Here is a 13,632-nt window from a genome sequence, read left to right on the forward strand (position 1 = left end):
GCCGGCTCGCCGGCTACACTCGGGGCCATCACCCACGGAGCGGCCCGACATGACCACCCCAGACGCGCGTGAACGGCGGGAATACTATCGCATCACCGACCGTATCGCACTGCAAATCAGCCCTGCCGACGGGGTCCCCGGCGAGACCGCGCCCTTGTTCGCACTCCTGAGCGAACTGCATCAGCTGGAATTCGAATCCCGTCACCTGCTGCGCAATCTGGACGAGCGCGACCGCGCCGTCACCGCCTGCCTGCGCCTGGTGAACAAGCGCCTGGACCTGCTCGGCCAGGCCTTTACTTGGAATCTGCTGCACGACAGCGGCGCCACCCGCGACGTGGTGCTGTCCGAGGGCGGCCTGGCCTTCGTCGATGCCGAGCCCTACACCCTGGGCACCCGACTCGACCTGCGCATGGCATTGCCGCCCCAAGGCCTGGGCCTGCAGGTGCTGGCGGAGGTGACCGGTTGCCAGGCCGTGGCCGGCGGGTACGAGATCGGCACCAGCTTCATCGACCTGGAAGACGCCCAGCGCCAGTTGCTGGCGCGCCATGTCCTGCGTCAGCAGGCCCGGGTACGCCGCGCCGACCGTGGAGACGAGGCGTGAAACGCCCCTGGCTGGCGGCCTTGCTGCTCGGTATCGCCCTGCCCGGCTGGGCCGAGACCCTGCAGATCCCGCTGGGCCAGCAGGGCGATGGCAGTACCCCGCTGCCCCTGCGCGGCGACAGTCGCAGCCAGGTTCTGGAGCGCTTCGGCCTGCCCGACCAGGAGCATCCTCCGGTCGGACGCCCGGCGATTCGCCGCTGGGACTACAGAGATTTCAGCGTCTATTTCGAAAACGATCGGGTGCTGGACGCGGTCCGTGAACCGCGGCGCCCGGTCCAGTCACCCTAGGAGCCCCCATGACCCTCATTTACGGACACCGCGGTGCCCGCGGCGAAGCACCGGAAAATACCCTGGCCGGTTTCGAGCTGTGCCTGGAGCTGGGCGTCCGGCGCTGCGAACTGGATCTGCACCTCTCCCGGGACGGCGAGCTGGTGGTGATTCATGACCCGACCCTGAAACGTACCACCGGGCGAGGCGGCAAGGTCAGCGAAAAGGCCGTCGCCGATCTGGTCGCCCTGGATGCCCGCCAAGGCGGCCCGGTCTGGCCACGCCCCTGCCCCATTCCGACCCTGCGCGAATTGTTCGAGAAGTGCGCCTTCGAACACTGGCAGCTGGAGGTGAAGAGCGCCTCGCGGGTGCGGGCGGCGCAGACCGTCAGGGCCATCGCCCAGCTGGTCGAGGAATTCGGCCTGCAGGACAGGATCACCGTGACCAGCGCCTCGCGCGAGGTCCTGCGCGCCCTGCAGCGCGATACGCCGCATCTGGCGCGTGGGCTGGTGGCGGAGTACGCCTGGCTGGATCCGCTCAAGGTGGCCGCTCACTACGACTGCCACCTGCTGGCGCTGAACTGGACGCTGTGCACCCCGGAGCGGCTGCTCAAGGCCCAGCGCCAGGGCTTGCACGTCTCGGTCTGGACGGTGAACGACGCCAGCCTGATGCGCCGCCTGGCCGACTTCGGCGCGGACAGCCTGATCACCGACTTCCCGAGCCTGGCACGACGGACGTTGGGGTAGGCGCTGGCGCAGGTCGAAGCCCGGGACGTGTTGGGCTTCGCTGCGCTCAACCCAACCTACGAAAGCCAAATCTGGCCATCGCGGCCATGGGCCGCTCCTACAGGCACGAACGTTACCGTAGGAGCGGCCGCATCGGCGGACCGCCATGGCCGCGATATAAGCCGACGCAGAACCGTAGCGTGGAAAACGGCGCAGCCTTTTCCACTGGAGGCTGCTACGGGGGTACCCTCACCCCAGCCCTCTCCCGAGGGGAGAGGGGGCTAGCCGAGCGGACATTTGCCTCCGTCCGCCCAACCTAGGCCGACTCAGAACAGCCGATTCAACCCATCGAAGGCCGCCACCCGGTAGGCCTCGGCCATGGTCGGGTAGTTGAAGGTGGTGTTGACGAAATAGCGGATGCTGTTCGCCGCACCTTCCTGGTTCATGATCGCCTGGCCGATGTGCAGGATCTCCGACGCCTGGTCGCCGAAGCAGTGCACGCCCAGCACCTGCAGGGTCTCGCGGTGGAAAAGGATCTTCAGCATGCCCACCGGTTCGCCGGAGATCTGCGCCCGCGCCATGCTCTTGAAGAAGGCCTTGCCAACCTCGTAGGGCACCTTTTCCTGGGTCAGCTCGCGCTCGGTCTTGCCCAGCGAACTGATCTCGGGAATGGTGTAGATGCCGGTGGGGATGTCGTTGACCACCCGCCCATTGTTGTCGTGCAGGATGTTGTCCGACGCCGAACGCCCCTGGTCGTAGGCGGCACTGGCCAGGCTTGGCCAGCCGATGACGTCGCCCGCCGCATAGATGTTGGCGACCGAGGTCCGGTAGTTCTCGTCGACGGTGACCTGGCCCCGGCTGTTGACCGAGATGCCCACGTTCTGCAGGCCCAGCTGGTCGGTATTGCCGGTCCGGCCGTTACACCACAGCAGGGCATCGGCGCGCAGCTTCTTGCCGGACTTCAGATGCAGGACGACGCCGTTTTCCTGGCCTTCGATGCGCTCGTACTCCTCGTTGTGGCGAATGAGCACATTGTTGTTCTGCAGGTGATAACTCAGGGCGTCGGAGATTTCGTCGTCGAGGAAGCTGAGCAGCTGGTCGCGGTTGTCGATCAGGTCCACCAGCACGCCGAGGCCGCTGAAGATGGAGGCGTATTCGCTGCCGATCACCCCGGCGCCGTAGATGATCAGCCGGCGCGGGGTATGGGTCAGCGACAGGATGGTGTCGCTGTCGTAGATGCGCGGATGGCTGAAGTCCACGTCCACCGGGCGATAGGGACGCGAACCGGTGGCGATGACGACCTGCTTGGCCACCAGGCGCTCCAGGTCACCGCGCAGGTTGACGATCTCGATGGTGTTGTCGTCGGCGAAGCTGGCGGTGCCGAAGAACAGGTCGACCCGGTTGCGCGCGTAGTAGCCGGTACGAGACGACACCTGCCGGGCGATCACCCGCTCGGCGCTGCGCAGCACGTCGGGAAAGGAGAACCAGCGCGGCTCGCCGATGGAGCGGAACATCTCGTTGGTGTTGAACTGGATGATCTGCTTGACCGAATGGCGCAGGGCCTTGGAGGGAATGGTGCCCAGGTGGGTGCAGTTGCCGCCGACCACCTGGCGATTGTCCACCACCGCCACGCGGCGGCCATTCTTGGCGGCGTTCATCGCCGCGCCCTCGCCGGCCGGTCCCGAACCCAGTACCACCACGTCGTAGCTATAGACCGCCATGCTTTCTCCTCAGAAGGTTAGCCGTCCGCAGGCGACGGCTGGAGCCGGACCGCCTCATGCGAGGCCGGGTCCGACGCGAGATCGCCCCCAGGGGGCTACGACCTCTTGTCACGGGCCGCTATTGTGGCGCAAAACCCGGTCAAAACGAAAACGGGAGCCGCGTGGGCTCCCGTTTTTTCTTGCAAGTCAGCCTTGCCTAGCGCGCAAGACTCAGGCCGGGAAGGCCGGCGGATTGACCCCCGCCATCTCTTCCAGTACCCGCACGACCTGGCAGCTGTAACCGAACTCGTTGTCGTACCAGACATAGAGGACGACACGGTTGTCGCTGACGATGGTGGCACCGGCATCGACCACGCCCGCATGACGGGAGCCGACGAAGTCGCTGGAGACCACTTCCGGCGAGTTCACGAAATCGATCTGCTTGTGCAGCGGCGAGTGCAGCGCCATTTCGCGCAGGTACTCGTTGATCTCGTCCTTGCTGGTGCCGTTTTCCAGGTTCAGGTTGAGGATCGCCATGGAAACGTTGGGCGTCGGCACGCGGATGGCGTTGCCGGTCAGCTTGCCAGCCAGTTCCGGCAGGGCCTTGGCCACGGCCTTGGCGGCGCCGGTCTCGGTGATCACCATGTTCAGCGCGGCGCTGCGGCCACGGCGATCGCCCTTGTGGAAGTTGTCGATCAGGTTCTGGTCGTTGGTGTACGAGTGCACGGTCTCGACGTGACCGTTGACGATGCCGTACTTGTCGTTGACCGCCTTCAGGATCGGCACAATGGCGTTGGTGGTGCAGGAGGCCGCGGTGACGATGGTGTCTTCTGCGGTGATGGTGTCATGGTTGATGCCATGCACGATGTTCTTCAGGCTGCCCTTGCCGGGTGCGGTCAGCACCACGCGGGAGACGCCCTTGCACTTGAGGTGCTGGCCCAGGCCTTCGGCATCGCGCCATCTGCCGGTGTTATCGACCACGATGGCATCCTGGATGCCGTACGCGGTGTAGTCCACAGTGGTGGGATCGTTGGAGTAGATCACCTTGATCAGGGTGCCGTTGGCGCACAGGGTGCTGTTGGCTTCGTCGACGGTGATGGTGCCGTCGAAGGAACCGTGCACGGAATCGCGACGCAGCAGGCTGGCACGCTTGACCAGGTCGTTGTCGGCGCCCTTGCGCACGACGATGGCGCGCAGGCGCAGGCCGTCGCCGCTACCCTGGTGCTCGATGAGGATGCGCGCCAGCAGCCGGCCGATACGACCGAAGCCGTAGAGCACGACGTCCTTGCCCTTGCGCTGCTCGACGCCCTGCTTGCCGACCACGGCGGACAGCTCGCTGCGCAGGAAGTCCTTGAGGTCACGCCCGGCGGCTTCGGCCTTGAACTTCAGGCTCAGGCGGGCCAGGTCGATGGAGGCGGCGCCCAGTTCCAGCTCGCTCAGGGCCTTCACCAGCGGGTAGGTGTCCTGCACGGACAGCTCGACGTTGTCGATCTGGCGGGCGAACCGGTGGGCCTTGAGAATGGAGATCACCGAACGGTTGACCAAACCGCGACCGTAAATCGAGGTCACAACATTGTTGTTACGGTACAGCTGACCAATCAGGGGAATCATGGCCTCGGCGAGCGCTTCGCGATCGATCCATTCTTCAAGGCACTGCTCAGGCTTCTGACTCACGACAAATCCTTCCCTATGTAGGAGCTGAAAAAAGGAACTACATTATGACCGCGCTGCCTCTCCCAGGCAATCGACGCGCGTCGCTGCACTGACAGCGCGAAAGGCCGGTCGTTACAATCCCAACCCTCCCGAAATCCACCGGAGTTCCGCCCGCGTGTCAGTTTTGCGTACCCCGTCAATTCCTGAAACCGCCGGCCGCCAGCAGTGGGGCAATCTGCCCGGCGCCGCGCTAGCCCTCGCCATCGCTGAAGCCGCCAAGGCCGCGACTCGCCGCTTCACCCTGCTGATCACCCAGGACAGCCAAACCGCTGATCGCCTGGAGCAGGAACTGCGCTTCTTCGCCCCCGAGTTGCCGGTGCTGAATTTTCCCGATTGGGAGACGCTGCCCTACGATGTCTTCTCGCCGCATCAGGACATCATCTCCCAGCGCGTCGCGACTCTTTATCGGTTGCCGGAGCTCTCCCACGGTATTTTGGTAGTCCCTCTGGCGACCGCCCTACACCGCCTGGCACCCACCCGTTTCCTGCTCGGCAGCAGCCTGGTGCTGGACGTCGGCCAGCGGCTGGACGTGGAAGCCACCCGCGGACGGCTGGAAGCAGCCGGCTATAGATATGTGGACACGGTGTACGAACATGGCGAGTTCGCCGTGCGTGGCGCCCTGATCGACCTCTTCCCCATGGGCAGCAACCTGCCCTACCGCATCGACCTGTTCGACGACGAGATCGAGACACTGCGCACCTTCGATCCGGAAACGCAGCGATCCATCGACAAGGTCGACAGCATCCGCCTGCTGCCGGCGCGGGAATTTCCGCTGCATAAAGAAGCCGTGACCGGCTTTCGCGCGCGATTCCGCGAGCGCTTCGACGTAGACTATCGCCGCTGTCCCATCTACCAGGACCTGGCCAGCGGCATCACGCCGGCGGGCATCGAGTACTACCTGCCGCTGTTCTTCGATGAAACCTCGACCCTCTTCGACTATCTGCCGGCCAACACCCAGGTGTTTTCCCTGCCCGGCATCGAGCAGGCCGCCGAGCAATTCTGGACCGATGTCCGCAATCGCTACGAAGACCGCCGGGTCGATCCGGAGCGGCCGCTGCTGCCGCCGGCCGATGTCTTCCTGCCGGTGGAAGACTGCTTCGCCCGCCTGAAGAACTGGCCGCGGGTGGTCATTGGCGCGGACGACCTGGAATCCGGCGTGGGCCGTGAGCGCTTCGCCGCCCGCGCCCTGCCGGACCTGGCCATCGACGCCAAGGCCAGCCAGCCGCTGGCGGCCCTGGAGCACTTCATCACCGACTTCCCCGGCCGGGTGCTGTTCACCGCGGAAAGCGCCGGCCGCCGCGAAGTGCTGCTGGAGTTGCTGGCCCGCCTGAATCTGCGCCCCGGCCAGGTCGAGGGCTGGGCGGCCTTCCAGGCCAGCGCCGAGCGCATCGCCATCGCCCTGGCGCCACTGGACGAGGGCCTGGTGCTGGATGACGCCGGCGTCGCCCTGATTCCGGAAAATCCGCTGTTCGGCCAGCGCATCATGCAGCGCCGCCGCCGCGAGAAGGGTCGCGATGCCGGCGAGAACGTCATCAAGAATCTCACCGAGTTGCGCGAAGGCGCGCCGGTAGTGCACATCGACCATGGCGTTGGCCGCTACATGGGCCTGATCACCCTGGAGCTGGACGACCAGCCCCAGGAATTCCTCCTGCTCGAATACGCCGACGACGCCAAGCTCTATGTGCCGGTGGCCAGCCTGCACCTGATCGCCCGCTATTCAGGCACCGACGATGCCCTCGCGCCGCTTCACAAGCTGGGTTCCGAGACCTGGCAGAAGGCCAAGCGCAAGGCCGCCGAACAGGTGCGCGACGTGGCCGCCGAACTGCTCGACATCTATGCCCGCCGCGCCGCGCGCAAGGGCTATGCCTTCAGGGACCCGGCCGTCGACTACGCCACCTTCTCCGCCGGCTTCCCCTTCGAGGAGACGCCGGACCAGCAGGCCGCCATCGAGGCGGTGCACAAGGACATGCTGGCGGGCACGCCCATGGATCGCCTGGTCTGCGGCGACGTGGGCTTCGGCAAGACCGAGGTGGCCATGCGCGCAGCCTTCATCGCCGTGCACGGCGGTCGCCAGGTGGCGGTGCTGGTCCCCACCACCCTCCTCGCCCAGCAGCACTACAACAGCTTCCGCGACCGCTTCGCCGACTGGCCGGTACGGGTCGAGGTGATGAGCCGCTTCAAGTCGGCCCAGGAAGTCGCCGCCGCCGCGCGGGAGCTGGCCGATGGCAAGATCGACATCATCATCGGCACCCACAAGCTGCTGCAGGGCGATGTGAAGTTCAAGGACCTGGGCCTGGCCATCATCGACGAGGAGCACCGCTTCGGGGTGCGTCAGAAGGAACAGCTGAAGTCGCTGCGCAGCGAGGTGGACATCCTCACCCTCACCGCCACGCCGATTCCGCGCACCCTGAACATGGCCGTGGCCGGCATGCGCGACCTGTCCATCATCGCCACGCCCCCAGCCCGCCGGCTTTCAGTGCGCACCTTCGTCATGGAGGAGCAGAACGCGGTGATCAAGGAAGCCCTGCTGCGCGAGCTCCTGCGCGGCGGCCAGGTGTACTTCCTGCACAACGAGGTCAAGACCATCGAGAAGCGCGCCCGCGAACTGGCCGAGCTGGTGCCCGAGGCCCGCGTCGGCATCGGCCACGGGCAGATGCGCGAACGCGATCTCGAACAGGTGATGAGCGACTTCTACCACAAGAGATTCAACGTGCTGGTGGCCTCGACCATCATCGAGACCGGCATCGACGTGCCCAATGCCAACACCATCATCATCGAGCGCGCCGACAAGTTCGGCCTGGCCCAGCTGCACCAGCTGCGCGGCCGGGTCGGGCGCAGTCACCACCAGGCCTACGCCTACCTGCTCACGCCGCCCCGCAAGGGCATGACGCCGGATGCCGAAAAGCGCCTGGAAGCCATTGCCGGCGCCCAGGACCTGGGGGCCGGCTTCATCCTGGCGACCCACGACCTGGAAATCCGTGGCGCCGGCGAGCTGCTCGGCGAAGGCCAGAGCGGACAGATCCAGGCGGTGGGTTTCACCCTCTACATGGAAATGCTGGAGCGCGCGGTCAAGGCCATCCGCAAAGGCGAGCAGCCCAACCTAGAAAAGCCCCTGGGGGGCGGTCCGGACATCAACATGCGCGTCCCCGCGCTGATCCCGGAAGACTACCTGCCCGATGTCCATGCACGGCTGATCCTCTACAAGCGCATCGCCTCGGCAGCGGACGAAGACGCGCTCAAGGAATTGCAGGTGGAGATGATCGATCGCTTCGGACTGCTGCCGGAACCGACCAAGAATCTGGTGCGCCTGACGCTGCTCAAGCTGCGCGCGGAAGGCCTGGGCATCGTCAAGGTGGATGCGGGCCCCCAGGGCGGGCGGCTGGAATTCGCCGCCGATACCCAGGTGGATCCACTGGTGCTGGTGAAGATGATCCAGGCGCAGCCGAAGAAGTATCGGCTGGAGGGCGCGACCCTGTTCAAATTCCAGGTACCGATGGAGCGGGCGGAAGAGCGCTTCAACGTCCTGGAAGCCCTGTTCGATCGCCTGACGCCCGCCGCCAGCTGATCGAAGAGCCGCTCGCCGGGTATCCCCGGGAGCGGCTCGGTCGCTATCAGCCCGTCAGCACCTCGGCCAGCACCTGCCGCACCTCGTCGATGCCGCTGGCCAGGACCGCTTCGATCTCGGCCATGGTGATTTCCCGCTGCACCTTACCGGCCGCCGGATTCACCACCAGCGCCAGACAGGCATAGGGCAGGCCCAGTTCGCGCGCCAGGGCCGCTTCCGGCATCCCGGTCATGCCGACGATGTCGCAGCCGTCGCGTTCCAGCCGGACGATCTCTCCTGCCGTCTCCAGGCGTGGCCCCTGGGTAGCGGCATAGACGCCATGGTCGCTGTGCGGCAGCTGCAGCTTGCGCAGCGCATTCAGCAGCCGCTGGCGCAAGGACTCGTCGTAGGGAAAGCTGAAGTCGATGTGGGTGACATGCGCAAGGTCCGCGCCTTCGAAGAAGGTATGGCCGCGCCCCCAGGTGTAGTCCACCAGCTGGTGGGGCACGCACAGATGGCCGCTGCCCATGGCGGCATGGATGCCACCCACGGCATTCACCGCGACGATGGCCTCGGCGCCGGCTTCCTTGAGTGCCCAGAGATTGGCGCGGTAGTTGACCTGGTGCGGCGGAATGCGGTGCGGATGGCCATGGCGGGCCAGGAACAGCACCGGTAGGCCGGCATAGTGGCCGCGCTGCACGGGCGCCGAGGGCACACCCCAGGGCGTCGCGAAGGTCTGGGCCTGGTCCAGCTCCAGGCCGGCGAGCGCGGTGAGACCGGTGCCGCCGATGATGGCGTAGGTAGTCATGGAAACGTCCTTTAGATGAGTTCAGCCTGGCGCAACCGCCGCAGGGCAAGACTCCACTGCGGTTGCTGGCGGTAATCGAGATCGACGAGGCGGCGGGCTCTCATGATGGCCAGTCGTGGCGCGGGCGAGACGCCCAGCTGCTGCACCCGGATCAGGGCCAGCTCGGCCGCTGCGCGGTCATTGCACACCAGCCCCATGTCGCAGCCGGCGGTGAGCGCCGCCTCGACGCGCTGGCCGGCATCGCCTGCGACGTGGGCACCCGCCATCGACAGGTCGTCGCTGAAGATTACGCCACGGTAATCCAGCTCGCCGCGCAGGATGTCCTGCAGCCAGCGGCGGGAAAAGCCGGCTGGCTGGGGATCCACCGCAGGATAGATGACGTGAGCGGGCATCACCGCACCCAAGGTCAGCAAGAGAGCCTGGAACGGGCGCAGGTCGGTGCGCAACAGGGTGTCCAGATCGCGCTCGTCGGTGGGAATGGCATAGTGGGAGTCGGCTTCGGCCCAGCCGTGGCCGGGGAAGTGCTTGCCGGTGGCGGCCATACCGGCGTCGCCCATGCCCGCGATGAAGGCACTGCCCAGCTCGATCACCTGGTTGGTACTGCCGAAGGAACGGGCGCCGATGACCTGGCTGCGCCCATGGTCGACGTCCAGCACCGGGGCGAAACTGAAGTCCAGCCCCACTGCCAGGATCTCGGTCGCCATCAGCCAGCCGCAGAGGCGGGCCAGTTCCGCGCTGTCCGCGCGCCCGCCCAGCTGCCCCATGGCCGGCAACCGCACCACGTCGCGGCGCAGGCGCTGCACGCGACCGCCTTCCTGGTCCACGGCCAGCAACAGCTCCGGCCGCACCGCGCGAATGGCACGGCACAGTTCCCGTACCTGCCCCGGGGTTTCGATGTTGCGGGCGAACAGGATCAGCCCGCCCACCTCCGGCTGGCGCAGCAGCTGGCGATCCTCGGCGGTGAGCCAGGTGCCAGCGATATCGACCATCAGAGAGCCTTGCATGGGTACCTCGTCCGAATGCTCCGGCGCACGGCGCCGTGAAAGGGACGCAAGCTTACCCCAGGCACCGCCGGCCTCGCAGCCTAGTAGCTCTCGGCCGTCTCCGCGACCACCGGCCGCCGTGGCCGATACTGCGCCTGAGCCAGCTCCGGCGCGTGCATCGCCGTGGGGGCGCGCATTCCGCTGGCGAGGAAGGGCACCATGAGTCGCAGTACCTGATCGGTATGGGTATCGACGCCGAAATCGTTTTCGCCGATCGCCCGCAGCGCCTTGATGCCGGACATGCTGAACACCGCCGCGCCCAGCATGAAGTGGGCGCGCCAGAACAGCTCCAGCGGCGGGATCTCGGGCACGGCTCGATTCACCAGCAGCAGGAAGCGGCGGAAGGCGCGGCCGTAGGTCTGTTCCAGGTACTTGCGCAGGTGGCCCTGGCTCTGGCTGAAGGCCAGGCCCAGCAGACGCATGAATACCGAGAGGTCATTGCCATGCCGCGGCTTGATGGCCAGGGAGTGATCCACCAGCAGATTCAACAGCGCCTCCAGGCTCACGTCCTCGCCATGCTTCGGCTGCCACTGATCGAGGTCCCGCTCCAGGTTGAAACAGAAGGGATCGAGGAAGCGCGAGAACACCGCCTGGATCAGGGCCTTCTTCGAGCCGAAGTGATAGTTGACCGCGGCCAGGTTGACCCCAGCTCGCGTGGTGATGAGTCGCAACGAGGTTTCGGCAAAGCCGCGCTCGGCGAACAGCTGCTCGGCCGCATCCAGAATGCGTTCAACGGTATCCGACTGCGCCATGACCTTCCCCGATAGATGAATTTCCGTTTGAAACATATGTTTCAAACGCTACCGAAGTCAATCGCGGGCTGGTCTGCGAACAGCCATGCGAAGCCCCGGAAGGCACGTCATTCCGTCATTTGAACGCTATCTACAGTGAATTCGGCCTGTCGTCCGAAGCCAGGGGCAGCGGCCTTGCCTAGCACCCGGAGTTACTGTATATAATCACAGCATCATTAGACGACGCGACGTGCATCATGCTGAAACTGACACCGCGACAAGCCGAGATCCTGGCCTTCATCAAGCGTTGCCTCGAAGCCAATGGCTTTCCGCCTACCCGCGCGGAGATCGCGCAGGAGCTTGGTTTCAAATCGCCGAACGCGGCCGAGGAGCACCTCAAGGCCCTGGCACGCAAGGGCGCCATCGAGATGACGCCGGGCGCCTCTCGGGGTATCCGCATTCCGGGTCTGGATGCCACGCGCAAAGCCGACGAGAGCCTGCCGGTTATCGGTCGGGTTGCTGCGGGCGCGCCCATCCTGGCCGAACAGAACGTCGAAGAGAACTGCGCCATCAATCCGGCTTTCTTCCAGCCACGTGCCGACTACCTGCTCAAGGTCAAGGGCATGAGCATGAGAGACGTCGGCATCCTTGATGGCGACCTCCTGGCCGTCCATGTGACCCGTGAGGTGCACAACGGCCAGATTGTCGTGGCCCGGGTGGGCGACGAGGTTACCGTGAAGAGATTCAAACGCTCGGGCAATCAGGTCACCCTGCTGGCAGAGAATCCCGAGTTCGCCCCTATCGAAGTCGATCTTTCCACCCAGGAATTCGCCATCGAAGGGTTAAGCGTTGGCGTCATCCGCCGCTAACGTCTAAGGCTGGCCCTCGGGCCAGCCTTAATCACGCCTTTTGCCTTACGCCGAAGTCTTGATCGGGGGTATCTGTTTGCGCTCCGGAAAGCGCTCAAGACCAGGCTGAGCACAGTGACGTCATGTATCCGTGGTACATGACCTCAAGTGGATTTGATCGAGTCGCCTCCAGGAGGTCGCCATGCAATTTCCCCTGATGTTCGATGCACCGCGCTCGTCCGTTCAAGAGCTGGATCTGGCACCCGAGCTCCTGCTGCAGGAGCTGACCGCCTTTCTGCCCAAGCCCGGCAGGCCGGCACGAGAGCTGCCGGTCGCCCCGCTGCCGGACACTTTCAGCGAGATGTCCCTGCACGGTAGCCAGGAGCAGTGCCTGCAATTGCTGGCCCCCATCCTGCGCCAGCTGAGCGACAAGGATGATGCCCGCTGGCTGACCCTGGTCACGCCACCGTCGCTGCTCAGCAACGCCTGGCTGCGCAGTACCCATCTGAATCCGGAGCGCGTGCTGCTGCTGCAGACGCCGAGCGCGGCCAAGACCCTGCAACTGGCCTGCGAGGTGTTGCGCAAGGGACAGAGTCATACGGTGATCAGCTGGCTGCACGACCTGAGCGATGCGGGCAAGCAGCAACTGGCGCGCGCCGCGGCCCAGGGCAACAGCCAGAGTCTGAACGTCAGATTCGCATAGGCAGCAGGCAGAAAGGGATGTAGCGGCGGCATTCCCGCGAGGAATGCCGGATCAGGCGGAGAGTCAGTGCAGGACGCGGGGTTGATCGTCACGCTGAAGACTGTCGCCTTCCGCCAGGCGACCCGCCATCTGCACGCCCAGGTTGAACATGGCCTTGGCCACCTCTATCTGCTGTCCATGCAGGAAATCCTTGGCATCGCTGGAAAACTCAAGGGTAACGAGGGCTTCCTCGTCGTCCGCACGGCGCAACACGATGCGACCATCAGAGAGTTCAACGATTTCCAGGTAGGCAGTAGTCATTCAGTATCTCCACAGCTAAGCGGATAGTGTAACAGCGTGGGGTCTGAGAGGCCGACTTGCCTGAGCCTTTTTCGACGGTCTGCAAGGCCAGCATCCTGACGGCCTTGGATGAGTTGCCAATGGAACGGGTCTACCACTCGGTCATGGCACCGCGGAATCTGAGCGCCGTTTGCTTGAGGCATTCGCGCCAGGCTTCCACTTCTTCAAGACCCAGCTCCGGCTCGGCCGGTTCCAGGCTGACCGCCTCGATCAGGGCCAGCGTCGGGTCCTGCTTGGGCCGTCGTGGCGCCTGGGGCGGCTGCAGCAGCCGCTGGTATTCGGCGATCAGCCGTGCCAGCCAGGTCTCCGAATTGCCAGCCAGCTCCACCAGCTCACCCATTTCCGGACTGGGCGCTTCGTTCAAGGCTTCGGGTGAGAGCAGGATGGCGAGCGATGTGGCCTCCATGGTGGGATGACGGTAGAAACCAGCCACTTCCTGACAGAGGCCCAGCAGGGCGCCATGCAGATGAAACAGGCAGGCCTCGCGCTCGGCCATGATGCGGCCCTGGCTTTGCGCGGAAGGTGCCGCCTGAGCCGAGCGCCAGCTGTCCAGCGCCAGACCGGCGAAATAGAGCTTCTGGTTGGTGCGGGTGTAACGCTCGTTGGCCATG

The 13,632-nt window shown here is 65.3% G+C and carries 13 protein-coding genes; 6 read left to right on the forward strand and 7 right to left on the reverse strand.

All coding sequences use genetic code 11. The features are described 5' to 3' along the window. Window positions 1–49: 49 nt before the first annotated feature. From AABM56_RS17195 to AABM56_RS17205, 3 genes are read left to right on the forward strand one after another with little or no spacing between them, the layout of a single operon-like run. Window positions 50–601, forward strand: a complete 552-nt coding sequence (locus tag AABM56_RS17195; RefSeq protein ID WP_133862788.1) for a PilZ domain-containing protein — start codon at window positions 50–52, stop codon at window positions 599–601. Further along, window positions 598–888 carry a phosphodiesterase gene (locus AABM56_RS17200; RefSeq protein ID WP_133862789.1) on the forward strand — a complete coding sequence of 97 codons (291 nt, stop codon included), beginning with the start codon at window positions 598–600 and terminating at the stop codon, window positions 886–888. Before AABM56_RS17195 ends, AABM56_RS17200 begins: the two co-directional genes overlap by 4 nt. An 8-nt stretch (window positions 889–896) precedes the next feature. Beyond that, a complete protein-coding gene (locus AABM56_RS17205) occupies window positions 897–1,613 on the forward strand; it encodes a glycerophosphodiester phosphodiesterase (RefSeq protein ID WP_133862790.1) in 717 nt (238 codons plus the stop codon). A 305-nt stretch (window positions 1,614–1,918) separates the two neighbouring features. Here the strand turns inward: AABM56_RS17205 and sthA are convergent, their stop codons facing one another. Together sthA and AABM56_RS17215 are read right to left on the reverse strand one after the other, a co-directional pair. Beyond that, the gene (gene sthA / locus AABM56_RS17210) at window positions 1,919–3,313 is read right to left on the reverse strand and encodes a Si-specific NAD(P)(+) transhydrogenase (RefSeq protein ID WP_133862791.1); all 1,395 of its coding nucleotides are present in this window, start codon (window positions 3,311–3,313) and stop codon (window positions 1,919–1,921) included. A gap of 210 nt (window positions 3,314–3,523) precedes the next feature. Beyond that, entirely contained in the window at window positions 3,524–4,966 is a 1,443-nt protein-coding gene (locus tag AABM56_RS17215) for a glyceraldehyde-3-phosphate dehydrogenase (protein WP_158894588.1), read from the reverse strand. A 154-nt stretch (window positions 4,967–5,120) separates the two neighbouring features. On the opposite strand from AABM56_RS17215, the gene mfd reads away from it, so the two are divergent. Continuing rightward, complete coding sequence (gene mfd / locus AABM56_RS17220; RefSeq protein WP_133862793.1) at window positions 5,121–8,570, forward strand: transcription-repair coupling factor; 3,450 nt, start codon at window positions 5,121–5,123, stop codon at window positions 8,568–8,570. Window positions 8,571–8,616: 46 nt separating this feature from the next. Here the strand turns inward: mfd and AABM56_RS17225 are convergent, their stop codons facing one another. The 3 genes from AABM56_RS17225 to AABM56_RS17235 all read right to left on the reverse strand — a co-directional run bounded on the left by AABM56_RS17225 (window position 8,617) and on the right by AABM56_RS17235 (window position 11,152). Next, window positions 8,617–9,357 carry an S-methyl-5'-thioinosine phosphorylase gene (locus AABM56_RS17225; RefSeq protein WP_133862794.1) on the reverse strand — a complete coding sequence of 247 codons (741 nt, stop codon included), beginning with the start codon at window positions 9,355–9,357 and terminating at the stop codon, window positions 8,617–8,619. A gap of 11 nt (window positions 9,358–9,368) precedes the next feature. Next, window positions 9,369–10,361, reverse strand: a complete 993-nt coding sequence (gene nagZ, locus AABM56_RS17230) for a beta-N-acetylhexosaminidase (RefSeq protein WP_347883545.1) — start codon at window positions 10,359–10,361, stop codon at window positions 9,369–9,371. 80 nt (window positions 10,362–10,441) lie between these two features. Next, on the reverse strand, window positions 10,442–11,152 hold the full coding sequence (locus AABM56_RS17235; RefSeq protein WP_133862796.1) for a TetR/AcrR family transcriptional regulator: 711 nt from the start codon (window positions 11,150–11,152) through the stop codon (window positions 10,442–10,444). Between the two features lie 236 nt (window positions 11,153–11,388). Between AABM56_RS17235 and lexA the strand changes: the two genes are divergently transcribed. Then, a complete protein-coding gene (lexA, locus tag AABM56_RS17240; protein WP_133862797.1) occupies window positions 11,389–12,000 on the forward strand; it encodes a transcriptional repressor LexA in 612 nt (203 codons plus the stop codon). Window positions 12,001–12,181: 181 nt separating this feature from the next. Further along, window positions 12,182–12,682, forward strand: a complete 501-nt coding sequence (sulA, locus tag AABM56_RS17245; RefSeq protein WP_133862798.1) for an SOS-induced cell division inhibitor SulA — start codon at window positions 12,182–12,184, stop codon at window positions 12,680–12,682. A 63-nt stretch (window positions 12,683–12,745) separates the two neighbouring features. Here sulA and AABM56_RS17250 read toward each other — a convergent pair whose 3' ends face one another. Both AABM56_RS17250 and AABM56_RS17255 read right to left on the reverse strand, forming a co-directional pair. Continuing rightward, window positions 12,746–12,982: a hypothetical protein gene (locus AABM56_RS17250; RefSeq protein ID WP_007162387.1), complete on the reverse strand. Its 237-nt coding sequence runs from the start codon at window positions 12,980–12,982 to the stop codon at window positions 12,746–12,748. A gap of 130 nt (window positions 12,983–13,112) precedes the next feature. Next, window positions 13,113–13,631, reverse strand: a complete 519-nt coding sequence (locus AABM56_RS17255) for a DUF6586 family protein (protein ID WP_133862799.1) — start codon at window positions 13,629–13,631, stop codon at window positions 13,113–13,115. Between the last annotated feature and the right edge of the window lies 1 nt (window position 13,632).

Origin of the sequence: Pseudomonas aestiva (genome assembly GCF_039908605.1) — a bacterium.
Taxonomy (GTDB): domain Bacteria; phylum Pseudomonadota; class Gammaproteobacteria; order Pseudomonadales; family Pseudomonadaceae; genus Chryseomonas; species Chryseomonas aestiva.

What these genes read in the sequence shown, in the direction of transcription:
- AABM56_RS17225 (WP_133862794.1), bottom strand. Translation starts at nt 9,357, where the DNA reads ATGACTACCTACGCCATCATCGGCGGCACCGGTCTCACCGCGCTCGCC.
- AABM56_RS17235 (WP_133862796.1), bottom strand. Translation starts at nt 11,152, where the DNA reads ATGGCGCAGTCGGATACCGTTGAACGCATTCTGGATGCGGCCGAGCAG.
- AABM56_RS17250 (WP_007162387.1), bottom strand. Translation starts at nt 12,982, where the DNA reads ATGACTACTGCCTACCTGGAAATCGTTGAACTCTCTGATGGTCGCATC.
- AABM56_RS17205 (WP_133862790.1), top strand. Translation starts at nt 897, where the DNA reads ATGACCCTCATTTACGGACACCGCGGTGCCCGCGGCGAAGCACCGGAA.
- nagZ (WP_347883545.1), bottom strand. Translation starts at nt 10,361, where the DNA reads ATGCAAGGCTCTCTGATGGTCGATATCGCTGGCACCTGGCTCACCGCC.
- lexA (WP_133862797.1), top strand. Translation starts at nt 11,389, where the DNA reads ATGCTGAAACTGACACCGCGACAAGCCGAGATCCTGGCCTTCATCAAG.
- AABM56_RS17195 (WP_133862788.1), top strand. Translation starts at nt 50, where the DNA reads ATGACCACCCCAGACGCGCGTGAACGGCGGGAATACTATCGCATCACC.
- sulA (WP_133862798.1), top strand. Translation starts at nt 12,182, where the DNA reads ATGCAATTTCCCCTGATGTTCGATGCACCGCGCTCGTCCGTTCAAGAG.
- AABM56_RS17255 (WP_133862799.1), bottom strand. Translation starts at nt 13,631, where the DNA reads ATGGCCAACGAGCGTTACACCCGCACCAACCAGAAGCTCTATTTCGCC.
- sthA (WP_133862791.1), bottom strand. Translation starts at nt 3,313, where the DNA reads ATGGCGGTCTATAGCTACGACGTGGTGGTACTGGGTTCGGGACCGGCC.